Here is a 22,221-nt window from a genome sequence, read left to right on the forward strand (position 1 = left end):
TTAAGAACAGCAAGTGATAGTATTGTAGTTTTGGCCTTTTTTAGGAATAAATATTGATAAAGTGAAATAACTTGTTATATATCCTTTTTTAGTTTACTATTAATAATAGACATCAAAGGTCTTTAATATGCTTAAAGGGGATTTTTATGAAATATTCAAAAGCTACTAACTACGCTTTGCATACAATGGTATATCTATCATTAATGCCGAAAGGAAAGTTAGTTGGAGTAGAGCAATTAGCTAAAATCCAAGATCTTTCCCCGACATATTTGTCAAAGATATTAACTAAATTAGTGAAAGCTGGCCTAATTGAATCAACTCCGGGAGTGAATGGCGGCTATAGTATTGTGAAACATTCACGTGAAATTTCTTTTTTAGATGTAATTCAGGCAATTGAAGGGAAAACATCATTGTTCAGCTGTTCGCGGGAGCATGAGGATGCTAAAAATGGTGTATGTTTAATTGAAAATGTCATGATGGAAGCAGAAAGAAATATGGCTGATGAGCTGGCAAATAAGTACATCATTGATATTGCTGCAAAATTAGAAAAAACAAAAAAAGGAAAAACAGTAGTTACAGACTTAAAGTAATTTTTTTTGTGTAATTACAGATATTAAGAGTCTTTAATATATTTAATAGGAGGAACTGGATTATGTTACTAGATTGTGTAGTAGTCGGCGGAGGACCAGCAGGATTAAATGCCGCACTTGTATTAGGAAGAGCGAAAAAGAAGATCATTTTATTTGATGAAAACAAACCAAGAAATGCTGTTACACATGAATCTCACGGTTTTATTACTAGAGATAAGATAAAACCTTCAGAATTTAAACAGATTGCTTTGGAAGATTTAAAGGCATACCCGGAAATAACCATAAAAAATCAAAGGGTATACGATATAAAAACAGAAAATAATCATTTTGTTATTCTAACAAGTGACGGCCTAACCTATCAATCGCGTAAGATAATTCTGGCAACAGGACTTAAAGATATATTGCCAAACATTAAAGGTATACATGATTACTATGGAACAAGCATATTCAGCTGTCCATTTTGTGATGGCTGGGAATTGAAAGACCGCCCATTAGTTGTGATATCAGAAAATGAGCGCGCTTTTCATATAACAAAGATGATATACAATTGGAGCAAAGATGTTGTTGTTTGTACAAACGGAAAAGCTGTTTTTACAAACGAGCAAAAGCAGTTATTAGCTAATAACAATATAGAATTAATTGAAGAAGAGATAGAATACTTAGAAGGAGATAAAGGGCAGCTTCGCCATATTATATTGAAAAGCGGGAGAGAAATTGCAAGAGCTGGAGGCTTTGTAACAGCAGGTTTGCAACAGGCATCACCGTTAGCACAAGTATTAGGATGCAGTTTGAACAATATGGGCGGAATCGAAACAGACAATTCTGGCCGAACGAATATTGCAGGAGTGTACGCATGCGGAGATAATGCTGTTATTGCGCCAGCTCAATTGATTGTTGCAGCAGCAGAGGGAAGCAAAGCCGCTATGGCAGTTGTTGGTGATTTAGTGAATGAGGACTTTTAAAAATGTAATTCTTAAAATATAACGGACAAGGGCCTATAAGAAATGGCCCTATTTTTATTTAATATGGTAGGAACTCAGAAGTATGGGAATAGTAACAGAAGCCAGTTAAATAACTAATTAGCTCGTCTTTTACTAAGTTAAACTTTCTTACATAGCCTTTACTATATTTACTTTTGATAAAAATGCAAATTACAAAACTAGTCTCTTTCAGACCAGTTTTTTTCAGCTGATAATAGTATCATTAGGTTAGATATTACAAAATCTATTACTAGATCTTAGTTAAAATAGGAGGAAGTCACTCATGTCAAAACTTAACTTTCCAGAAAACTTTTTATGGGGCGGAGCTACTGCTGCCAACCAATTAGAAGGTGGATATAATGAAGGCGGTAAAGGTCTAAACCTAGCAGATGTATTGCCAGGTGGAAAAGTCCGTCTAAAAGTTATCGCTCAAACTGGCTTTGATTTTGAAATCGATAAATCAAAATATGTATATCCAAACCATGATGGAATTGACTTCTATCATCGTTACAAAGAAGATATTGCACTATTTGCTGAAATGGGCTTTAAAGCATACCGCATGAGTATTGCTTGGTCTCGTATCTTCCCAAATGGCGACGAACTAGAGCCGAATGAAGAAGGCCTAGCATTTTATGACAAAGTTTTTGATGAACTAGCTAAATATGGTATTGAGCCAGTTGTTACTATTTCTCACTATGAAACACCGCTTCACTTAATTAAAGAATACGGTGGCTGGAGAAGCCGTGAACTAGTTACATTCTTTGAGCGTTATGCAACAGTGTTATTTAACCGCTATAAAGACAAAGTAAAATACTGGTTAACATTCAATGAAATCAATGGTGCAACACATATGCCTATTTTAGGACTAGGCTTCTCTCCTGAAAACGAGGAAACAAAGCTGCAAGACAGCTTCCAAGGTTTGCATCACCAATTTGTTGCTAGCAGCTTAGCAGTTAAAGCAGGACATGAAATTATTCCTGATGCACAAATCGGCTGTATGTTAATTTACGCACCAGTTTATGCGTATGATAGCAACCCTGAAAATGTGCTTCATGCTATTAAAGAGGAGCAAGTGTTTAACTATCTGTGTGGTGATGTTCAAGTAAGAGGAGCATATCCAACTTTTGCCAAGCGCTACTTTAAAGAAAATAACGTTAATCTGAAGATTGAAGATGGCGACTTGGAATTGTTAAAGCAATATCCAGTTGATTTCATCAGCTTAAGCTACTATATGTCTCGTACAGAGAAAAAGGTTAAAACAGATGAGGAAAAATCACAAGGTAACCTTATCGGCGGAATTAAAAACCCATTCTTGAATGCAAGTGAATGGGGCTGGGAAATTGACCCGACTGGACTTCGCATCTCTTTAAACAATCTGTATGACCGCTACCAAGTACCATTGTTCGTTGTAGAAAATGGTCTAGGCGCATACGATAAAGTAGAAGAAGATGGTTCTATTAACGATGATTACCGCATTGATTACCTTCGTGAACATATTAGAGCGATGGGTGAAGCTATCGAAGACGGTGTTGAGTTAATGGGTTATACTTCATGGGGCTGTATTGACTTAGTAAGTGCATCTTCAGGAGAAATGTCTAAGCGTTATGGTTATATCTATGTAGATAAACATGATGACGGAAGCGGTACATTTGACCGCAGCAAGAAGAAATCCTTCTTCTGGTATAAAGATGTAATTGCAACAAATGGTGAAAATCTGTAATAATATGAAGCGCTTGGGATTATCCCAAGCGCTTTTGTTATAGGCATTTATTCCTTAACGGCCTTCACTACAAAGGTATATAGTCTTCTAGGAAGTTAATAAATATATGCCTTGATAGTGGTTATTATCCTGCTAGAGTAAAAATAAATCTAGTAACTTATTGTTTTATTTGGTATTTTCTTTAAAAATATACTGCAAAAGGAATGACCTGTGATGAAGTTAATTAAACAGTTTATGTTAAATCGTCCTGCTGATAAAAGAATGGCCTATTTCTACGGTGTTGTGGCAACAGATGAACAAGTCTGGCTATTGCGTAATGAAGAAGATGACTTATTAGTATTAGAAGGCGATGAACAGTATTCTTTTGTACTGCCAGTCTGGCCAAGCAGAAGCTTTGCCGAAATGGAGTCAACCCATTTAGAGGATCCATATGAAGCATTTAACATGCCATTGAGCCAATTCATAGAGGAGCTGCTAATTGATGCGGAAAATGACGGCGGTGCAGCAGCTATCTTTCCAAACCAAAAGGATGCAAGTATTCAAACAAGGGAAGAAATAATAGAAATGATACGTAATATTTAACGGATACGCATAAGTTTCATTATCATTAAGATTTTGAATATAACAGCAGGTGAAAAAATATTTGAGTTAGACTTTATTTTTATATTGACTTTGAGGTGGGGGAGCCGCTGTTGAATGATGCTGCTGCCCTTTAATATATGGACATGGAGGAAGATATGGAGTCTGAGCAACGATTTAAGAAACTGAAAGAATTTCAGGAGCTGTTTGAAAATATTTTTAGTAAAACGAAAACACAGCATAATTTTTTCCCGAAAACAGAATACAATCTTAGTGATGGTCACATCTTAATTTTGACTTATTTGTACAGAATCAAGACTTGCACAGCATCCGATATTACTAAATATTTAGGGATAACATCAGGTGGGGGAACGGTATTAACTGATACGTTATTAAAGCATGATTTAATCAATCGTCAAAGGTCTGCAAGTGATCGAAGAGTCGTAGAGCTTACTTTAACACCTGAAGGAAAGAAAATTGTTGATCGAATTATTGAAAGCAGAGCAACTGCGTTTGTAGAACTTCTGCAAGATTTAGAGGAAACAGAAATTGATCAAATGTTAAACGTATTTCGTAAATTAAATAAAAAACTAAAATAACTAATATTATCATTAATTGATATAAATTCTCATTGACTATTATCAGTAACAATGATAACTTTACTACTAACTAATATCTTAGTTAGTAAGATAATTATTTAATAATATAAAGGAGGTATTCATAATGTTTGTTAATCAGGCCCATTTTGAAGGGGAGAAGCACAATGAAGATAAATTAATAAACAAGATGAAAAAAACGCAAGAGGACTTGAGTGGTGTAGAAGGATTGCATGCTGTTGAGTTTTGGAAAAAAGAAAAAACCGATACAGTCGAATATGTAATTGTCTCAAAATGGACAGCAAAAAAGGACTTCACAGCATGGTTATCTAGAGAAGAGCATGTTAACGAGCATAAAGAAATGATTAAACAGAAGAAACAAGGCATTAGTGAGAAGCCTGTGATGAAAAAGACGATTGTTCAATACGAAACGGTAGAGGTTTCTGCTTTATAATAAGAATTTTGTAAGGGGTATTTATGAAGATTCATATAAAATATAAACAGCTTGTATTTGCATTCTTTATGTCGTTAAGTATGAGCGTATTTATTTCTTTTATTCTTGTATCCATTAATTTTGGATACAGCAGTCATTTTCTCCCACAATGGTTAAAAATGTGGGGACAAGCATTCATTTGTGCATTTTTTGGAGCTTACTTCTTCCCAAAATTTATCCATAAGATTATGATAAAAATTAGCTTTGTGGAAACGAAGGTTAAAGAGACAAAAGGGATATAATTACTAATAAGCGAAGCTGCTGTCTTTACATAGACTTAAGCTTCGCTTTTTTGTTCTATTTTTATGATGATAGTGAAGCAGTTTTTTTTCATTAAGGTTATCATTTGCCATAAAACGAGATATATTTTGATATTAAAAATTTGCTTTAATCCTTATATGATAAATATGATAACGTTTACAAATTAAGGTTAAAGGGGGTTTTAATATGAAGAATACTGGTTCACTTGCATTAAAAGAAAAGCTTGCTTTTGGCATGGGTGCTTTCGGTAAGGATTTTGTTTATATCTTTATATCGATGTATCTTTTGTACTTTTATACAGATGTACTGCAGATTCCGGCGACAACAGCTGGTGCTATCCTTTTAATCGTTCGCCTTGTAGATGCGCTGTTTGATCTGCCTTTTGGTTTTTTAGTGGATAAAACGAGGACTAGATGGGGAAAGCTGCGACCGTACTTGCTATTTGGAGCGGTTCCTTACGGAGCTTGCGCTGCATTCTTATTCTATGCTCCTGCTTTTTCTCAGTCAGGAAAGATTTTTTATGCTTTCACTTTATATTTATTGATTAGCATTTTATACAGTATTGTCAGCATTCCTCATGCAGCTTTAAACACAGTAATGACAGATAATATTCAAGAAAGAGCACATCTTTCTAAATACTTGGTTATGTTCTCAGGAATCGCTGCAGCTGTAGCAGGAGTTATTACTGTTCCGATTGTTAGTTTGTTTCCAAATGAAAAGAGCGGCTATTTTTTTATGGGAGCATCATTAGGAATGTTAGCGATCATTTTTATTCTACTTTGTTTTAGGGGAACAACAGAACAGGTTACAAATACGGATAACAAATCAGTACCGTTAAGACTTGCACTGAAAACTGTCATGACAAATATTCCATTCTTGATATTATGTGCTTCGTTCCTATTGGCCCAGCTTAGCTTAGGAATTCGCGGTGCTGCCGGTATCTATTACTTTATCTATAATGTAGGCAATGCCAATCTATTCAGTATCGTTTCTGGTATTGGCGGAATTATCGGGTTAGTTTTAACATTCTTGTCTCCATTGCTCGCATTGAGGATAGGCATGAAAAAATATTATATTCTTGTAGGTGCATTTACTGTTATAGATTTTCTCTTGATTTACTTTACACCAGTAAGCAATATTCCACTGGTTTTAACGCTTAATATTATGGCAGGAACATTGACTGGATTAACGATGTTTGCTGGTTGGGGCATGCTTCCAGATGCCATTTCCTATTCTATTAAAAGGAATGGGTTGCATATAGAAGGTGTTTATTATTCTCTTTACAACTTTATTCAAAAGCTGGGAACTTCCCTTGCCGGCGGTCTTGCTGGCTTTGTGTTAGCTGCATATGGCTATCAAACAGGCAATGCGCCAACTCCTCAAAGCTTAGAAGGAATTCTCGTAACATCTGCATTAATACCAGCAGCTTGTGCCCTTTTGTTTTCTATATTAATGGTGTTTTATAACTCCAATAAGGCAGAAGCAATAAACTCACAGATAGAAGGTGACCGTTCCAATGTGTTGTAAGGTTAAGGTGGATAACTTAAAAGTAGAAAACCAGGTAAACCCAATGGGAATAGATATAATGAAACCACGATTTAGCTGGACAATTCTTTCATCTAATCATAATGTTTTGCAAACGGCGTATCACATTATAGTGACAGATGAGCAGGGGATAAAAGTATGGAATTCAAACAAAGTAGAAACGGATCAGTCAGTATGGATTGAATATAATGGCTCTCCCCTCCAGTCTCGAACACGTTACAGCTGGCAAGTTAAGATATGGGATAATCATGGAAATGAGACAAATTGGAGTGTGCCGCAAAATCTGGAAATGGGTTTATTATGCAAAGAAGATTGGCTGGCAGCATGGATAGAACCAGAGCAGCAAGAGGCAGTTGAGGAAGCGGAGATTACTGTTCAAGACATATTTTCAGGAGCGTTAAAGGGGGAGAGTCTTGAGGAAAGAACAAAAAATCTTCATCCGCCAAAGCGGTTAAGACGATTGTTTACAATTAATAAGACGGTAAAAAAAGCCCGTCTCTATATAACAAGTCATGGTATTTATAAGCTGGAACTAAACGGGCGGAAACTAGAAAATATTGAATTTGCTCCAGACTTTACAGCATATAATGTTCATTTGCAATATCAGACATACGATGTGACTGGATATATAAACAAAGGAGAAAATGCCCTTGGTGTAGAATTGGCAGATGGCTGGTATATCGGCCGGATTCAGTTAACAGGCCATAGCTGCCAATATGGTAATAAATTAGGTGTGCTGCTCCAATTAGAGATTGAATTAGAGGATGGAACGAAAGAAATTATCACCTCAGATGAACAGTTTGTGTCAAGCTCAGGACCTTGGCAATATGCTGATTTGTTTATAGGCGAAAGCTATGATGCCCGTCTAGAGCAAGAGAATTGGAGCTGTGCAGAGTATGTTGCTGCAGAATGGACTCCGGTTAAAAGAGCAGAATATTCCTTGGGAAATCTTTCTGCCCAATATGGTCCTGTTGTAAAAGCAATGGAGGAAATTGCTCCCCGAGAAATACATTATGAAGAGGATGGAGCTCAAATCATTGATTTTGGCCAAGTGATCGCTGGCCGCATGCGTATTCAAATGACTGTTCCTAGAGATACAAGGATAATTTTTGAGCATAGTGAGGTATTAGATGAAAACGGCAAATTTTTTATGAATATTATGGGCAGAAATAAAGATCAAACGAACTTTTATGTGGCAAAAGGAGATGACAGAGAGACATATGAACCAAGCTTTGTGTTCCATGGCTTCCGGTATGTGCGAGTAACTGGTCATCCTACACCTATTCAAACAGAAGATATTACAGCAGTTGTTTTATACAGCGATATGGAGATGACAGGGAACTTCACTTGTTCAGATGAGCGCCTAAATCGCCTGCAGCAAAACATTCAGTGGAGCCAAAAAACAAATATGCTGTCGATCCCGACAGATTGTCCGCAGCGGGAACGGGCTGGATGGACAGGTGATATTCAAGTGTTTGCTTCTACAGCTGCATATAATATGGATGTTTCTTCCTTCTTAACGAGGTGGCTTAAGGATGTTCGTTTAGAACAGTTTCCTGACGGGCAAATTGCTAACTATGTACCAACTGGAAAATATTATGTGAGTGAAAGTAAAGCTAGTTTTGGAAATCTTTCTAGTGCAGGCTGGGGAGATGCTATCATTATCGTCCCATGGGTGCTGTATGAAAGATATGGTGATACAAGAATTTTAGAAGAGAACTATGCTGCAATGACAAAGTGGTTGAATTATGTTCGGCAAACAGCAGAGTCAGAAATCCCTGACAGTTTAAAGGATGAACAAGATGCTGTTCGCTTAAATCGGCAAAAATATTTATGGAACACAGGCTTCCACTTTGGAGATTGGCTCATACCAAGCATGAAGGATCCAATTGAAAGTGCACTTAAGACAAAAGAACTTGTAGCCACATGCTTGTATGCCAATTCGGCTTTGCTTTTAGCGAAAATTTCCATTATCCTTGGCAAAAAAGAAACAGCAGCTATGTATGAGGAATTAAATCAACAGATTCGAAAAGCCTTTGAAGAAGAGTATATAGATAAGAACGGCAGAGTATCCTCACCTACACAAGGCATCTATATTTTAGCGCTGCAAATGAATATGGTTTCGGATAGTAAACGTCCTCTCGTAGTAAACCAGCTGATTCAATTAATTAAAGAGAATGGATATAAGTTAGACACGGGCTTTTTATCGATTCCATACTTAATGGATGTGTTGTGTAAAGAGGGCGAGCACGAAACAGCTTACCGTTTGCTTTTTCAAACACAATGTCCCTCCTGGTTATATGAGGTGGAAAATGGAGCAACAACGATTTGGGAGTCGTGGTCTGCAATTGCTCCAGACGGAACGGTCGGCCATATGTCCTTTAACCACTATGCTTTTGGCTGTGTAGGGGATTGGTTATATCGTTATATTGCCGGGATTAATCCAGGCGAGCCTGGATATAAAACGAGCATCATTGAACCACATACAGATTGTGGATTAACGTCGGCAGCTGCTGAAATAAATACGAAGTACGGAAAATTAAGCTCCTCTTGGACAAAAACAGACAATTTGGTGACATTGATTGTTGAGGTGCCTGCTAATACGACAGCAACAGTTGTGCTGTCACATAAATCAAATATACGATTAAATGGTACAGTCCTTGAAAATGATGAAAATGAACGTTTACAAATTCAAATTGGCAGCGGTTCTTATCAATTTGATTTTGCTGACAATTATGTTCCCCAATCATGATAAGAAAACAACATCCTTCCCAAACAGACAGGATGTTGTTTTTTTTAACGAGGCAGATAATTTTTAAATCTTTTACGAAGTAAATCAAGCTGCTCCATATTTTTTAATGATGTACCTGATTTGCCTATTTCCACAATCAAATTTTCCATCAGAAAAAGAGGGGCAATCATCGAATGGAATTCATTTTTTTCGCCTCTATCTGCATAAAGCAAAATGTCAAACTTTACAGGAGCTTCCAATACAGATTGATCACTGACAACAATGGTTTTACATTTTTTTTGACTAGCATGCTTTAGGAGCACCTCTGCCTCCTTCAAAAGCCTTCCAAAGCTGAAGAGCAGAACAGAATCATGCTCATCGATGTGTATAAGCTCCTCCATTATTTCACTCCCCAGCCACCGGATAATCCGTACATCCCGTCCATAACGGCGCAGCCGATAGCATAATAGCTCACCTAAACCAAAAGAAGGACCAGGAGCATAGATAAATAACTTATTAGTGTTGCGAATGCAAGATACCGCCTGTTCAAACGTCTCTTTTTGGAAAAAATTCAAGGTAGCTTGCAGATGCTGAATACTCCGGTTTAAATGATGGCTTTGCAAGTTGGAATATTCTAAATCTGTCATCGTGTTCAGCAATTTTTTAGCTGGTGTAACATCTCGTTTTTCCTTCAAAAATTGTTTGAATTCCTTCAAGTTTTTAAAGCCGACTGCATTCCAAAAACGAGATACAGAAGCAATACTAACACCGGCTGCCTTTGCTATGTCCTTTTCAGTAGAAATAAGAACAGCAGATTCATTGTGAACAATCCAATTTCCAACTCTGCAATGACTTGGTGACAACGAATTTAGGTCAAACATCGATTCTCTCCTTTTTCTTTCATCGTAGCATGAAGTGATAAAAAAATATCAAAATGTAAGAAAATGATAAAAAGTTTACAGTATTCTTACAATTGTCATATCGGATATTTATATTGCCTTCTTACAATGAAATAGAAGTTTAACTAAGAAGGGAGCTAGCACTATGAAACAAAAGTACACACTTACCCAGTCACAAAAAATGATGGTTTTTATTTTGTCTATGTCACTTTACGGCCTGTCCAACATGATTACTGAACTTGTACCTTCCATTTATTTAGGCCCAGTCGAATTTTCCATTGAGTACTTTGCTTTTATTCCTCTTACATTATGTATCTTGTTTCACCCGCTAATTGCTGGTGTTGGTGCGGCATTAGGAGAGATTATCTTCGGAGAAATAATGCTCGGTCAATTCGGAGGGTTTGGCGAGCTGGAGAAGTTTATCTCTTTTTCTCTAGCCATGTATATAGCTGGAATAATGGTCAAAGATCCAAGAAATAAACGGCAGGTTGGGATTGCTGCGATAACTGGAGTAACTATTCATCAATTAATCAGCATGATGGTTGATATTGGAAAAGTATGGATAGGGGTAGATGATTTTGAAACACTTCCAGGTCTTGCCGAAAGTGTTGTAGTAGTAGAGGGCTTTTCTTTCCTGAATGATATTCTATTTTCCGGAATCTTATTTACCTTACTGCCAACACTGTATCTTGTCCCGCGCCTTTACGGCAAGATAGAACCATTGCTAGGTATGAAGCCGCGGACGCCTGATAATTCTTATGCTATTACGGGTATCTTGCATCCGAAGTTAATTATTCCTTCTATTGTATTGGCAATGGCTGCATTTGGTTTTGAGTACTTATCAGAAACAGATTTAAACATATTCGAATGGGAGGCATCCTTTTCAAGTTTGTCAGAATCGATGCTAACACTGATTTCCATCGTTGTTGCCGCAATAGTCACTGTTTCTATCATTATTGCTCTTTTAAAACGTTCTAAGAAGGAAAGGAATAAAGCAGCATGAACTCATTAATAGACATAAAGAATGTAAGCTTTACTTATCCAAACGAGAAAGAACCAATCCTTAAGGATGTCCATCTGACAGTAGAAAAAGGAGAGTTTTTAGCTGTTATTGGAGGAAATGGAAGCGGGAAGTCGACACTATGCAAGCTTTTAAACGGCTTAATTCCTCATTATTATTCAGGCGATTTTGAAGGAGAAGCGGTCATTAATGGTCTAAATTCGGCAACAAGTACGGTAGCAGAGCTGTCTGAGCATGTTGGCTATGTGTATCAAGATTTCGAAAACCAAATCGTCCAGGCGCGGGTTTTAGAGGATGCAGCCTTTGCTCCATTGCATTTTGGTTATTCCGATTATCTGGAAAGAGCACGGAACGCCCTTACAATTGTCGGTTTACAAGATTATGAGGACGAATTTGTGTGGCAGCTGAGCGGAGGGCAAAAGCATTTGCTGGCTTTGGCAGGATGTCTCGCTTTAAATCCGGAAATTATTGTATTAGATGAACCGATTGCACAGCTTGACCCATACCATGCAAAGCAGATGTATGAGATATTGCGAAAGCTTCATTGCGAGCACAATAAAACGATAATTGTGATTGAACATCATACAGAGTTTATTGCTGAATATTGCTCTGAAGTGCTGTTATTAGATAAAGGGAAGATTGTCTGGAAGAAATCTGTTAAAGAAGCGCTGACTGCAGTTTCTGACTTAACGGTACGCAATATTTTTCCACCGCAAGTAACTCAGGCAGCAAACGCACTTAAACTTGAAACATTGCCAATTACGCTAAGAGAAGCTTGTGATACCTTTGCAGAGTTTAAAAGACACGAATTGTCTAGTAGTAATGGTGTCAGTTCTTCATCCATATCAAAACCAGTAGCAGAATTTAAAGAGGTAGATTTCTCCTATCAAACGGTGGAGCGGTCGTATAAAAAGATACTAGAAAACATAAATATCTCGTTTTATCAAGGCGAGAAGGTGGCAATCGTCGGCAATAATGGTGCTGGAAAATCCACGCTGCTTCGGTTATTGACAGGCTTTCGCAAGCCTCAATCAGGCCAAGTTTACGTAAAGGGAAAGCTTACTGCAAAACAGTCGCCAGAAAAGCTTGCAGATATTGTCACATATATCTATCAAAATCCAGAACAGATGTTTATTGAAGATTCTGTCCGCAAAGATGTGGAATTCTATTTAAAAGCACGTAACCGAAAGGGATATGAAGAAACCGTAGATTATATTCTTGAACTTTTTCATTTAACAGAATTGCAGAATAAAGACAGCAGGCTTATGAGTGGTGGCCAACAGAGGAGAGCATCTTTAGCTATAGGAGCTGCTATGGATCCAGCTGTTATCTTGCTTGATGAACCGACAGCCAATCTTGATATTGCCACACGCAAGCAGTTAATTCAATTTATTGATAAATTGGCTGACAGAACGGAGCTAGTTTTAATGGCTACCCATGATATGCAGCTTGTCAGTGAGTGGGCGACACGTGTGGTGGTAATGAATAATGGCCAAATTATTTATGATGGCAATAAAGACGGATTATTTTCTAACCCTATGCTGATGAGAAGGGCAGGAATCATTCCACCGCAAATTGTGGAGTTATCGCATCAATTAAACATAACTCCTGCGAAATATACGATTGACTCATTTATTGAACTTTTTCAGGAGGAACCAGGATGGATTATGCAAAAAACATGATAGACAAGCTGAATGTAGAGCAAATGAAAATCGAATTAATGAACACAGCTTATGCGAATGATAATACGTTCATTGCAAAATTAGACCCGCGTATCCTATTTATCTGGTATGGTTTTTTCGGAATTGCACCATGGTTTATCCATAATGCAGCTATTTTAACAGGAATGCTTGCTGCCACCATTGTGACAACTGTAATGACGAAAGTGAGCAGGCTGATTTTAGTTGTATTGATTCTGGGAATCCTCGGTCAAGGGGGCTATCTCATTATTGCCACATTATTTTTTGGCGGAGATTTCATTGTATTATTGCCTTTAATCACACTGACCGTTAAGCTGGCAGTCATATCCCTTGCAAGTATTACGGTTTTTTGTTCAATGAGCCCTGAAAAACTGAGTGTAGGTTTATTAAGTATTGGGGTGCCAGGCCAAGTTTCATTTTCGATTTCCTACGGATACAGAATGCTTCCGTTGCTCCTTGAGGAATATAACCATGTGTTTATGTCATATAGGTTAAGAGGGAGAGCACCACAAAGGCAGGGATTTCTGTATTGGAGAATAACCTGTTACTTTATTAAGCTGGCAGTCTTGTCCTTTTATCCTCTTCTGCTCAGCATTGCAAAACGTGCAAGAACAACGGTGGAAGCGCTTGAAACAAAAGGGAGCAGAAATGCTTTCAAAAATCCTGATGTAAAAAAATTAAAGCTGCAATCACTAAAAATTCGCAAAAATGATTACGTATTTTTAGCAATCAGCAGTCTTTATGTTATTTCGTTATTTTTATTTTCTTAAAAACTAATAATCTTAAAGGAGCTTAAAATCATGAAGATAGATCTACATACACATGTGAAAATTTCTAAGAAATCGGAGTTTTCACCAGACTATTTTACGACAATGTTAAAAGAGGCAAGAGATGCTGGATTAAATGCCATTGCACTGACTGAGCATTTTAATACTCAAAACTTTCTGGACGTTTATAGCTATTTGGATCGTCATTATGCTTATATAGAAGACTATTATGAAGTAGAAGGGATTAAGATCTTCCCCGGAATGGAGGTAGATGTAAAAGAAGTTGGACATATTCTTATCATAAGTAATCGTCAATCTATTGTGCAGATGTTTAATAAGCTGCAATCTCATTTAGAGGAGGAGAATTTCATCTCACTTGCTGCCTTAATCGATCTTGCTGATTCATATCATGCAGTCAAAATTGGCGGTCATCCCTTCCGGCCAAGCACACCTCTTACCCAGCATGATCCGGGCCAGTTAAAAAGACTAGATGCGCTTGACTTAAATGGAAAAGACCTCTATTCGATAGGCATAGAAGAAAACAGCGAAAGTGTATATTGGCTGGCTGATAAACTAGATATTCCAGTTGTTGCCGGAAGTGATACACATCAATTTCTTCAATACGGTTCCGTTTATAACCAATTAGAAACAGACTGTTCGACGATTACAGAATTAAAGACAGCAATTCAGAATAGACAGTATTCAGTACAGATTTCACCTGATCTTCATCTGCGTGTCCGTTCGGCCACATTAGCTAAAAAGCTCTTGAAGCAGCTGCTTGCTAAAAAAGAAGCAATTAAATAAATAATGGAGACTGCTTATGGCAGTCTCTTTTTTTGCTGTAATAAAAGAAGCAAATTAATATGTTATAATGGTAAAAAAAGTAAGAGGCGGAGGAGTTACATGAAAGAAACGAAAGAAACAGCGGAGCGAAAACGAGAAAGATTACGACAACAAGAGATAAAAGGAAATCCAGCAGGAAATTTGCGTGATTCTTTCAATCGAGCAGAGACTGGCGGCCTCGTTGATTTAGTCGGCAGCTTAGGGGGGAAGGGCACGGGAATACTTATTCTTGTCATCATTATTGCAGTTATAGTAGTATCTCTATTAGGTTAAATGGAAAGGACAGAAATTTAATCCTTGGAAAAGGGGCAACAATGGAAAGCAGAAAGGAAGCAATTGATTTTTGTTTGCGTTTAGAAAATACATATGAAGATTACCCGTTTCGTGATAAGAATTGGACGGTAATCCGTCATAAAGAAAATAAGAAAGTGTTTGCGTGGATCTTTGAAAAAGATGAACGTATTTGGATTAATGTAAAAGCAGAGCCTGGTTTTCTCGAGTATTGGCGTCAAATCCATGACTCAGTAGTACCGGCATTTCATCTTAATAAAAACCACTGGAATTCAATAATTCTTGATGGTTCAGTTCCACAGGCTGAAATATCTGATATGATTCAACAAAGCTACCGGCTGACTAGTAAAAAACGATAAAACGCGCAGATTATAGAAACTTTTTCCATCATGAGTCGTATTAAATATTAACCAAAAATTAAGGGAGCTGTTTTAGATGATGGATTGGGTTCAACAGGCAGATGGAATATGGCAATATGCGGCGTTATTTATCGTTTCTTTATTGCCATTCCTTGATGTTTTTTACCTTATTCCAGCTGGAATTTTGTTAGATATGTCACCTGTTGCTGTCGGTATAATTGCTTTTTTAGGGAATTTTCTTATGGTGTTAGTTTTTGCAATATTCTTTAAACAAATCTCTGACTGGAGAAATAGACGGAGACAAAAAAAGGGGAAATTAGAGCCAACTAAAAGAGAAACAAGAGCAAGACATATTTGGGAAAAATACGGTCTTCCCGTATTTGCATTACTTTCACCCGCCATTCTTGGAACAGATTTAGCTGCGCTAATGGCACTTTTATTCGGATTATCTAAAGTTAGAGTGATTTCTTGGCTTGGTATTAGTCTAGTAATTTGGTCTGTTGTTACAACCATTGCCTCTGTTTATGGCCTTCCGTACCTTATTAATTATTAATAACTAGATTATATAGGATGGGGGAATGAATCGTGAAACACACTATCAGAAAATCAGCAACAGACAAATCAATTTCCGGTGTTTGCGGAGGACTGGCTGAGCACTTTGGCATTTCTTCTTTTTCGGTAAGATTGGTATTTATCTTTTTGCCTGGAAATGTACTGATTTATTTAATTTTAGTAAATATAATGGGCGATAGTCCTCCATCCTTATAATTTTTCTTTGATAACAGGGTGACTTTCAATATGTTTCATCTTGTTTTCAGCATCATATATAAACAAATGATAATTAAAAAAGCAATATAATAAGTGCTTGATTAAAGGAGATTAAATTACATTGCGAGCAGTCTTTGCAGTTATTCTTATTATTATTGGCAGTATTTTGCTTAGTATTACCTTTCATGATGAATTGGTTAAAACGATTATTTATAAACTGGTAGGTTTTTCTATGATGAGTATAGGTGTTGTTAATCTCAGAAAGTTTACAAGAAGGAGAAGAAAAGAAAAGCATAGTGCAAGATGATGAAGCTCCCCGCAGGATGCAGGGGAGATTTTTGTTTTTATCTAGGAAAGGAATTTTATTTGAAACTTTCTTTTTTGCTCGGAAATTTCGTTATGGTGTAATCATAATTGATTGGTCGTTTTCTTCATATAATTTAAGACGATAGCTACAAAAGCTTCTACCGCGAAAAATATTTGCTGCTATTATGCTTAAAATCATCAAATTGATCTAGTCCTTCTTTACTGCTCACAAGAATAAGCCACTGTATAATAATGACCAAATTAAAGGCGGAGCAAAAGTAATATCAGTAATGGATTCGTTAAAACTACAATGACAAACAGGAAACATCCGCCTATTAGCATTTGCCATGTAGTCATTTTTATTGTGTCGTAATTAGGCACATGCCCAAAAGAAGGCAGCCAGAACAATTAGACCTTCTCCCAAAACTGTTCGGTCAAAGCTTAGATGTTTTATTTGTGGACCAATAATGAGGAAGAGTCCTATGGCCCCAATAACGAACCCTGTCGTTTTTTTAGCTGTTAATCTTTCATTTAAGAAATAATGAGCTGGTACACTTATAATAGGCATGGTATAAACTAGTACAGAAGATAGGCCTGAGCTGACAAACTGCATGCCAAATGTAGATAATCCATAATAACCTAAGCACATCAATGTACTCATAATTATTAATTTACCCCAGTCAGCTTTTTTCGGTTTTTCGGACAGCTTGGACAATAAATAATGGGATAGCGCCAATTAAAAGACGCAAGGCAGTAAAAAGGAAAGGAGGCATATAGTTAAGCCTGATTTTCATCGGAACCCATAAATAACCCCAAATAAATGTGACCATAATAATAGAAATAATGATTTTTAACATCTTACATACAACCTTTTATATAATAGTGCAGTTATTATCCTAATGGCTGGAGTTAACTCCATGTTAATGGGATAAAAAAAATTGAAGTAGTATAGAGCGGCAGAATTTTTTGGTTGACAAATATTTCGGAAAATTTTAATATGAAAGTCCTGCCAATTAAATGTTTGGCATAAAGGGAACTTTGAAAAGTTCATTCTTCTTTGAAAGGGATGGCTAGTATGAATAAAGAACAATTGGTGGAAAGTGCACGCAAGATTAAGGAAAGCGCATACGCACCTTACTCTAAGTTTCCAGTTGGTGCAGCATTATTGCTTAAAGATGGCACCGTAATTAATGGAGTTAATGTTGAAAATGTATCATTAGGTGCAACAAATTGTGCCGAACGAACAGCTATTTTCACGGCAATTGCTAATGGATATAAAAAAGGAGACTTTAGTGCTATTGCTGTTTCCGGTAATACGGAAGATTATCTTCCGCCCTGCAGTATTTGCAGACAAGTATTGGCGGAATTCTGTTTGCCAGATATGCCTGTATATTTAACAAATGAGAAGAAAGAAATATTAGAATTGAGTTTAAAGGATTTATTGCCTTACGCTTTTACAGATTTAGATATGTAATAAAACAAGGGCGAGTTTTGAATAATCTTCAAAGCTTGCTTTTTTATTGTTTTCAAACAAATAGGGCAAGAGAATTAGAAAAAAGTCAGAAAACTAAGATTATTTGCTCAATTTATTCTAAACTCCTTGATTTGATGTAAAGTTTACTATACATTATGTATAAGAAACTTTACTAATTGTCAAATTAAATATACAAAGGATGTTGAGGATGACTTATCAAGAAAAGAAAAGTATTGTATCGATTATCAGTTCGATTGTTATTTTTGCCGCTTTTTCATTTTACATGTCCCCCCAGTACCCTAGAGGAGATTTGATAGTAAATGAAACCTTACGTTTTTGGGGTACCTTTGTTCTTCTCTTGACACTAATTTCTATCATGGCCCATATCTTTATTAGCATTATTTTTAATATTGTATTTAGAATAACGACCAATGAAAAGGAACCATCCTTTGAAGATGAACTAGATAAGATTATTGCTCTTAAAGCAAACCGCAATTCCTTTTTTATATTTATCTTAGGCTTTCTTTTTTCCATGACAGCATTAGTACTTCTGCAACCATTGCAAGTAATGTTTATCATCCTCATCGCAGCTGGTTTTATTGCTGATATGACTGGATCTGTCACAAAACTTTATCACTACAGAAAAGGAGTTTAATCATGGGTAAACATCTTGTCGGCAATCATATCAGAAGATTGCGATTCAGCCATAACGAAATGACCCAGCAGCAATTGGCTGACAAGGTAGGCGTAACAAGACAAACAATCGTGGCACTCGAAAAGGGCAACTACTCCCCATCATTAGAACTAGCCTTTCGTATTTCCCATGTGTTTCAATTGCCGTTAGAAGAAATATTTTTTTATGAAAAAAATGTTTAAGGTGACCGTTTAACCGTTTTTGAATTTATTAAGAAAAGGGGATTTTTATGAATTCAAACAAAAAGCAGGCTAGAATTGTAGGAGTATTTTTTATACTAGCAGCCGTTAGTGCAGTTGTAGGATTATTAATGTATGACCCAATTTTATCTAATTCTGACTATCTTACTGCAGGAGCTGAGCATTCAAACCAAATCCTGGTCGGTGCAGTTATGGAATTGATTCTGGTTGTTTCTGCAATTGGCACTGCTGTCACGATGTTTCCTTATCTAAAGAAATATGATGAAACGATTGCACTTTGGCATGTTAGTTTCCGGTTTTTTGAAGCAGTTATTATTGCAATTGGCATTATTAGTGTCTTGGCATTGCTGACATTAAGCCAAGAATTTATAGCAGCAAACTCTCCAAATTCAGAAACTTATCATGCTTCTGGAACGGTTTTAAAAGCGATTCACGATTGGACGTTTTTACTTGGTCCTAACTTTATGCTGGGTATCAATACTATGATGTACAGTTATATATTTTATAAATCTAAACTTGTTCCAAGGTTTATCCCTATGATAGGTATGATTGGTGCTGTCCTTGTATTTAGCTGTTCTCTATTAGTAATGTTTGATGTGATTGAACAAGTATCTGTTTGGGGAGGGATATTAGCTTTGCCAGTAGCAGTAAATGAAATGACGTTGGCAGTTTGGCTCATTTTAAAGGGGTTTAATGAAACATCACTAAACAATCTGCCTCAAAACAGAAAACAGAATGCTAGTTAACATGAACTGAAGAATAGTTAAAGAGAATCCGCCTAGTTTTTAGAAAGCTAAGCGGATTCTTTTTGCATTTATTAAGTTGAGATTTAAAGGGACCTTTTCTGCTGAAGCTTATAAGGTATACAAGAATTTCTTTGGATAATCTCCGTATTGACAAGGCTTTGAGTAGCGCCAATATTAGCATTGGCAAGGTATGTGACTAGTTTTTCCACAGCTGATTTAGCCAGAATATCTTTTCTTACCTGAATCGTTGTGAGTTCAGGGCTTATAATGTTTGCTTCGTATATGTTATCAAAGCCCATGATTGATACTTGTTCTGGTACTTTGATGCCAAGCTCATGCAGTGTTTTAATAGTACTAATGGCCATATAATCATTTTCACAAAAGAAGGCAGAAGGAAGGCTCTTCAAGTTTGAAATAGCTTTTTTTAAGCTCTCTTGTGCCAAGACTTGCATAGGCGGCACTTCGAACACATTAGCTTCCCTCAGACTAAGGCCATGCTTGTCCAATGCTTGCAGAAAACCAGCCTCTCTTCGTGAAAAGTTATATATACGCATATTTGATTTAATAAAGCCAATTTCTCGGTGTCCTAGATTATACAGAAATTCTCCAGCTTGGTATCCGCCGAGAAAGTTATTAATGGAAACAAAACTCGTATTTGATGCTTCAAAAAGAGTATCCAATACAACGATGTTAGGATGCACAGATCTGGCTTCTTCAATCTTCTCTAATGTTAAGTCTGTTCCCAGTAAAAGAATCCCTGCTGATTCTTGCTCTGTTTCCAATTGGGACAAGTCATCCGCCAATTGATGGATATCAATAGAAGAGATAGCTAATGTAAATCCATTTTCCCTTACGATATCGGTTAAATAATTCAGCAGTTCACTAAAGAAGGGCTGGGAATCGTATTGTTCCGTAATTACTTCTGTGTTTTTACAAGCAACAAAGCGGATAATATGATTTTTCTTTAGTGGCGTATCATTTCTTTTTTTTACGGATCTAGGTTTATAACCATATTGCGAAGCTGTCTTCAAGATATGATCTTTTGTTTGCTGACTGATGCCGGGTTTATTATTAAAAGCCAAGGAAACAGCTGTTTTAGAAACACCGGCTAATCTTGCAATATCATCTATTTTCAATCGTATTCCTCCTATATTTCTCATCGTAACTTAATTATATCACTTTTACTCTGTTTAGTTTAGTGGATTTAGTTTAGTATAGTTTAGTAAATTTATGTGAAGAATACTGAAAAATACATTGACGTTAAAGGATGGTGGTGTTAATATCTAATTGTGAAGCGGATACATTCAATAAAGTTTATATAAACTTAACTAAAATTATTATTTTTAATTTAGGAGGTTAAGAAAAATATGACCATAAAAATCAATAAACAGGAAAAGATTTTTATAAAAAATAATAAACCATTTTTTTATTTAGCTGACACCGTATGGAGTGCTTTTACAAATGCAACATTGGAAGAATGGGAGGACTACCTCAGCTACCGTAAAAAGCAAGGGTTTAATGTACTCCAAATCAATATGTTAAGACAGTGGGATGCAAGTGGATCAAATCTGAATCTGCATCCATTTAAACAAATGGAAGATGGCACATATGATTACGGCTCAATGGACATAGAGTATTTTGACCGAGCTGAAGTTATGCTGGAAATGGCAGTCAAACATGGGTTTACCCCAGCACTTGTACTATTATGGTGCAATTATGTACCAGACACTTGGGCAGACATGTTTCAAGCTGATAACAAAATGCCGCTTGAAAATGTTGAGCCATACGTCGAGTATGTAGTGCAAAGATATGCTAAATTCTCACCGATTTATTTAGTTAGCGGTGATTCGAATTTCCCAACAGAGCGATCTATTGCTTACTATGAAAAAGCTTTGGAAACAGTGAAAAGAATCAGTCCTGAAAGTGTAACAACTCTTCATATTCAAGGAAGGCTCAGAGAGATACCGGATGTCTTTACAGAAGGACGTGATTTGGATTTTTATATGTACCAATCAGGACATAATTCTCAATTTCAGCCCACTGCCTATGAAATTGCTGAATATTTGTACGAGAGTTCAGAAGGAAGACCTGTTGTTAACGGGGAGCCATGTTATGAAGAAATCAGCTACAGCCGTAATATATATGGAAGATTTACAAGATTTGATGTCAGAAAAGCTGCTTGGCAAAGCGTGCTTGCAGGCGGAGCTTCGGGAATAACTTATGGAGCACATGGTATTTGGAGCTGGCATAAAAAAGGACAAAGCTTCGGAATCGTTGAAGGGGAAGGGTTTGACACACCATATGATTGGCGGGATGCCTTAAAGTTTGAAGGAGCATGGGATTATTCCTTCTTGAAATACTTAATGGAATTGTATTGTCTGCATGGTTTAAAACCGTTGGATATTATTAAAGACAAATCAAAAGAAATTAGAGCTGCTGGGAATGAAGATACGATTGTAATCTATATGCCTGTTAATACGAAATTGAAGCTTGAGCTTGACAGTAGTGATTATGCATTCACTACTATCGACTTAGTCAATAGAAGATTTAGTCAAACAGAAGTAGTAGCAACAGAAGAGGCGAACACAATAATCCCTTTACACGATTTTACAAACGATGTCCTGATAATAGGAACACGAAACAACTAGAATTATAGAA

General features: G+C 36.6%; 25 protein-coding genes and 1 pseudogene. 23 read left to right on the plus strand and 3 right to left on the minus strand.

The window, feature by feature from the left end; all coding sequences use genetic code 11:
- Positions 1–146: 146 nt before the first annotated feature.
- From ACLIJJ_RS16235 to ACLIJJ_RS16275, 9 genes are all read left to right on the plus strand, one after another.
- Positions 147–590, plus strand: a complete 444-nt coding sequence (locus ACLIJJ_RS16235; protein ID WP_237942528.1) for an Rrf2 family transcriptional regulator — start codon at positions 147–149, stop codon at positions 588–590.
- Positions 591–652: 62 nt separating this feature from the next.
- Positions 653–1,552, plus strand: coding sequence for an NAD(P)/FAD-dependent oxidoreductase (locus ACLIJJ_RS16240; RefSeq protein ID WP_411411293.1), 900 nt, complete (start codon positions 653–655; stop codon positions 1,550–1,552).
- A gap of 301 nt (positions 1,553–1,853) precedes the next feature.
- On the plus strand, positions 1,854–3,290 hold the full coding sequence (locus ACLIJJ_RS16245) for a glycoside hydrolase family 1 protein (protein ID WP_233315428.1): 1,437 nt from the start codon (positions 1,854–1,856) through the stop codon (positions 3,288–3,290).
- Between the two features lie 213 nt (positions 3,291–3,503).
- The gene (locus ACLIJJ_RS16250; RefSeq protein WP_411411294.1) at positions 3,504–3,872 is read left to right on the plus strand and encodes a DUF2750 domain-containing protein; all 369 of its coding nucleotides are present in this window, start codon (positions 3,504–3,506) and stop codon (positions 3,870–3,872) included.
- Between the two features lie 155 nt (positions 3,873–4,027).
- A complete protein-coding gene (locus ACLIJJ_RS16255; RefSeq protein ID WP_237942532.1) occupies positions 4,028–4,468 on the plus strand; it encodes a MarR family winged helix-turn-helix transcriptional regulator in 441 nt (146 codons plus the stop codon).
- Positions 4,469–4,592: 124 nt separating this feature from the next.
- Entirely contained in the window at positions 4,593–4,919 is a 327-nt protein-coding gene (locus tag ACLIJJ_RS16260) for an antibiotic biosynthesis monooxygenase family protein (RefSeq protein ID WP_233315426.1), read from the plus strand.
- Between the two features lie 23 nt (positions 4,920–4,942).
- On the plus strand, positions 4,943–5,200 hold the full coding sequence (locus tag ACLIJJ_RS16265) for a DUF2798 domain-containing protein (protein ID WP_237942534.1): 258 nt from the start codon (positions 4,943–4,945) through the stop codon (positions 5,198–5,200).
- 205 nt (positions 5,201–5,405) lie between these two features.
- Positions 5,406–6,746: an MFS transporter gene (locus ACLIJJ_RS16270; RefSeq protein ID WP_237942536.1), complete on the plus strand. Its 1,341-nt coding sequence runs from the start codon at positions 5,406–5,408 to the stop codon at positions 6,744–6,746.
- Positions 6,736–9,516, plus strand: a complete 2,781-nt coding sequence (locus ACLIJJ_RS16275; protein ID WP_489685869.1) for an alpha-L-rhamnosidase — start codon at positions 6,736–6,738, stop codon at positions 9,514–9,516. Before ACLIJJ_RS16270 ends, ACLIJJ_RS16275 begins: the two co-directional genes overlap by 11 nt.
- Positions 9,517–9,560: 44 nt before the next feature.
- Here ACLIJJ_RS16275 and ACLIJJ_RS16280 read toward each other — a convergent pair whose 3' ends face one another.
- Positions 9,561–10,376, minus strand: coding sequence for a MurR/RpiR family transcriptional regulator (locus ACLIJJ_RS16280; RefSeq protein ID WP_251647601.1), 816 nt, complete (start codon positions 10,374–10,376; stop codon positions 9,561–9,563).
- A 163-nt stretch (positions 10,377–10,539) separates the two neighbouring features.
- Here ACLIJJ_RS16280 and ACLIJJ_RS16285 point away from each other — a divergent pair, with 163 nt between their 5' ends.
- From ACLIJJ_RS16285 to ACLIJJ_RS16325, 9 genes are all read left to right on the plus strand, one after another.
- The gene (locus ACLIJJ_RS16285) at positions 10,540–11,397 is read left to right on the plus strand and encodes a DUF8171 family membrane protein (RefSeq protein WP_411411296.1); all 858 of its coding nucleotides are present in this window, start codon (positions 10,540–10,542) and stop codon (positions 11,395–11,397) included.
- Positions 11,394–13,097, plus strand: a complete 1,704-nt coding sequence (locus ACLIJJ_RS16290) for an ABC transporter ATP-binding protein (protein ID WP_233315420.1) — start codon at positions 11,394–11,396, stop codon at positions 13,095–13,097. The genes ACLIJJ_RS16285 and ACLIJJ_RS16290 overlap by 4 nt, the downstream gene beginning before the upstream one ends.
- Positions 13,076–13,885, plus strand: a complete 810-nt coding sequence (locus ACLIJJ_RS16295) for an energy-coupling factor transporter transmembrane component T family protein (protein ID WP_233315419.1) — start codon at positions 13,076–13,078, stop codon at positions 13,883–13,885. Before ACLIJJ_RS16290 ends, ACLIJJ_RS16295 begins: the two co-directional genes overlap by 22 nt.
- A gap of 30 nt (positions 13,886–13,915) precedes the next feature.
- On the plus strand, positions 13,916–14,686 hold the full coding sequence (locus tag ACLIJJ_RS16300) for a PHP domain-containing protein (RefSeq protein ID WP_233315418.1): 771 nt from the start codon (positions 13,916–13,918) through the stop codon (positions 14,684–14,686).
- Between the two features lie 99 nt (positions 14,687–14,785).
- Positions 14,786–14,998 (plus strand): DUF6366 family protein, encoded by a 213-nt coding sequence (locus ACLIJJ_RS16305; RefSeq protein ID WP_233315417.1) that lies wholly within the window; start codon positions 14,786–14,788, stop codon positions 14,996–14,998.
- Between the two features lie 41 nt (positions 14,999–15,039).
- On the plus strand, positions 15,040–15,375 hold the full coding sequence (locus tag ACLIJJ_RS16310) for an MmcQ/YjbR family DNA-binding protein (RefSeq protein WP_233315416.1): 336 nt from the start codon (positions 15,040–15,042) through the stop codon (positions 15,373–15,375).
- A 76-nt stretch (positions 15,376–15,451) separates the two neighbouring features.
- Positions 15,452–15,928, plus strand: a complete 477-nt coding sequence (locus ACLIJJ_RS16315; RefSeq protein WP_233315415.1) for a small multi-drug export protein — start codon at positions 15,452–15,454, stop codon at positions 15,926–15,928.
- Between the two features lie 32 nt (positions 15,929–15,960).
- Positions 15,961–16,143, plus strand: a complete 183-nt coding sequence (locus tag ACLIJJ_RS16320) for a PspC domain-containing protein (RefSeq protein WP_233315414.1) — start codon at positions 15,961–15,963, stop codon at positions 16,141–16,143.
- Between the two features lie 121 nt (positions 16,144–16,264).
- Positions 16,265–16,450 carry a hypothetical protein gene (locus tag ACLIJJ_RS16325; protein WP_233315413.1) on the plus strand — a complete coding sequence of 62 codons (186 nt, stop codon included), beginning with the start codon at positions 16,265–16,267 and terminating at the stop codon, positions 16,448–16,450.
- 372 nt (positions 16,451–16,822) lie between these two features.
- On the opposite strand, the pseudogene ACLIJJ_RS16330 reads toward ACLIJJ_RS16325, so the two are convergent.
- A pseudogene (locus ACLIJJ_RS16330) lies at positions 16,823–17,306 on the minus strand (DMT family transporter).
- Between the two features lie 218 nt (positions 17,307–17,524).
- Here ACLIJJ_RS16330 and ACLIJJ_RS16335 point away from each other — a divergent pair.
- The 4 genes from ACLIJJ_RS16335 (at position 17,525) to ACLIJJ_RS16350 (ending at position 19,563) form a co-directional block, all read left to right on the plus strand.
- Positions 17,525–17,923 carry a cytidine deaminase gene (locus ACLIJJ_RS16335; RefSeq protein ID WP_233315411.1) on the plus strand — a complete coding sequence of 133 codons (399 nt, stop codon included), beginning with the start codon at positions 17,525–17,527 and terminating at the stop codon, positions 17,921–17,923.
- Positions 17,924–18,131: 208 nt separating this feature from the next.
- Positions 18,132–18,578, plus strand: a complete 447-nt coding sequence (locus tag ACLIJJ_RS16340; protein WP_233315410.1) for a hypothetical protein — start codon at positions 18,132–18,134, stop codon at positions 18,576–18,578.
- 2 nt (positions 18,579–18,580) lie between these two features.
- Positions 18,581–18,799: a helix-turn-helix transcriptional regulator gene (locus ACLIJJ_RS16345; RefSeq protein WP_233315409.1), complete on the plus strand. Its 219-nt coding sequence runs from the start codon at positions 18,581–18,583 to the stop codon at positions 18,797–18,799.
- 47 nt (positions 18,800–18,846) lie between these two features.
- Complete coding sequence (locus ACLIJJ_RS16350; RefSeq protein WP_411411297.1) at positions 18,847–19,563, plus strand: DUF4386 domain-containing protein; 717 nt, start codon at positions 18,847–18,849, stop codon at positions 19,561–19,563.
- An 83-nt stretch (positions 19,564–19,646) separates the two neighbouring features.
- Here ACLIJJ_RS16350 and ACLIJJ_RS16355 read toward each other — a convergent pair whose 3' ends face one another.
- Positions 19,647–20,699, minus strand: a complete 1,053-nt coding sequence (locus tag ACLIJJ_RS16355; RefSeq protein ID WP_411411298.1) for a LacI family DNA-binding transcriptional regulator — start codon at positions 20,697–20,699, stop codon at positions 19,647–19,649.
- A gap of 231 nt (positions 20,700–20,930) precedes the next feature.
- On the opposite strand from ACLIJJ_RS16355, the gene ACLIJJ_RS16360 reads away from it, so the two are divergent.
- The gene (locus ACLIJJ_RS16360) at positions 20,931–22,211 is read left to right on the plus strand and encodes a glycoside hydrolase family 140 protein (RefSeq protein ID WP_411411299.1); all 1,281 of its coding nucleotides are present in this window, start codon (positions 20,931–20,933) and stop codon (positions 22,209–22,211) included.
- The last annotated feature ends 10 nt before the right edge of the window (positions 22,212–22,221 follow it).

It is taken from the genome of Niallia laureatilytica, from assembly GCF_046613985.1.
GTDB lineage: Bacteria > Bacillota > Bacilli > Bacillales > Cytobacillaceae > Niallia.

Bases quoted from the DNA above. Each gene is read 5' to 3' on its own strand.
- ACLIJJ_RS16350 (WP_411411297.1), top strand. From the start codon at position 18,847: ATGAATTCAAACAAAAAGCAGGCTAGAATTGTAGGAGTATTTTTTATA.
- ACLIJJ_RS16260 (WP_233315426.1), top strand. From the start codon at position 4,593: ATGTTTGTTAATCAGGCCCATTTTGAAGGGGAGAAGCACAATGAAGAT.
- ACLIJJ_RS16235 (WP_237942528.1), top strand. From the start codon at position 147: ATGAAATATTCAAAAGCTACTAACTACGCTTTGCATACAATGGTATAT.
- ACLIJJ_RS16360 (WP_411411299.1), top strand. From the start codon at position 20,931: ATGACCATAAAAATCAATAAACAGGAAAAGATTTTTATAAAAAATAAT.
- ACLIJJ_RS16305 (WP_233315417.1), top strand. From the start codon at position 14,786: ATGAAAGAAACGAAAGAAACAGCGGAGCGAAAACGAGAAAGATTACGA.
- ACLIJJ_RS16300 (WP_233315418.1), top strand. From the start codon at position 13,916: ATGAAGATAGATCTACATACACATGTGAAAATTTCTAAGAAATCGGAG.
- ACLIJJ_RS16280 (WP_251647601.1), bottom strand. From the start codon at position 10,376: ATGTTTGACCTAAATTCGTTGTCACCAAGTCATTGCAGAGTTGGAAAT.
- ACLIJJ_RS16275 (WP_489685869.1), top strand. From the start codon at position 6,736: ATGTGTTGTAAGGTTAAGGTGGATAACTTAAAAGTAGAAAACCAGGTA.
- ACLIJJ_RS16270 (WP_237942536.1), top strand. From the start codon at position 5,406: ATGAAGAATACTGGTTCACTTGCATTAAAAGAAAAGCTTGCTTTTGGC.
- ACLIJJ_RS16250 (WP_411411294.1), top strand. From the start codon at position 3,504: ATGAAGTTAATTAAACAGTTTATGTTAAATCGTCCTGCTGATAAAAGA.
- ACLIJJ_RS16255 (WP_237942532.1), top strand. From the start codon at position 4,028: ATGGAGTCTGAGCAACGATTTAAGAAACTGAAAGAATTTCAGGAGCTG.
- ACLIJJ_RS16340 (WP_233315410.1), top strand. From the start codon at position 18,132: ATGACTTATCAAGAAAAGAAAAGTATTGTATCGATTATCAGTTCGATT.
- ACLIJJ_RS16335 (WP_233315411.1), top strand. From the start codon at position 17,525: ATGAATAAAGAACAATTGGTGGAAAGTGCACGCAAGATTAAGGAAAGC.
- ACLIJJ_RS16295 (WP_233315419.1), top strand. From the start codon at position 13,076: ATGGATTATGCAAAAAACATGATAGACAAGCTGAATGTAGAGCAAATG.
- ACLIJJ_RS16240 (WP_411411293.1), top strand. From the start codon at position 653: ATGTTACTAGATTGTGTAGTAGTCGGCGGAGGACCAGCAGGATTAAAT.
- ACLIJJ_RS16345 (WP_233315409.1), top strand. From the start codon at position 18,581: ATGGGTAAACATCTTGTCGGCAATCATATCAGAAGATTGCGATTCAGC.
- ACLIJJ_RS16290 (WP_233315420.1), top strand. From the start codon at position 11,394: ATGAACTCATTAATAGACATAAAGAATGTAAGCTTTACTTATCCAAAC.
- ACLIJJ_RS16265 (WP_237942534.1), top strand. From the start codon at position 4,943: ATGAAGATTCATATAAAATATAAACAGCTTGTATTTGCATTCTTTATG.
- ACLIJJ_RS16310 (WP_233315416.1), top strand. From the start codon at position 15,040: ATGGAAAGCAGAAAGGAAGCAATTGATTTTTGTTTGCGTTTAGAAAAT.
- ACLIJJ_RS16315 (WP_233315415.1), top strand. From the start codon at position 15,452: ATGATGGATTGGGTTCAACAGGCAGATGGAATATGGCAATATGCGGCG.
- ACLIJJ_RS16245 (WP_233315428.1), top strand. From the start codon at position 1,854: ATGTCAAAACTTAACTTTCCAGAAAACTTTTTATGGGGCGGAGCTACT.
- ACLIJJ_RS16285 (WP_411411296.1), top strand. From the start codon at position 10,540: ATGAAACAAAAGTACACACTTACCCAGTCACAAAAAATGATGGTTTTT.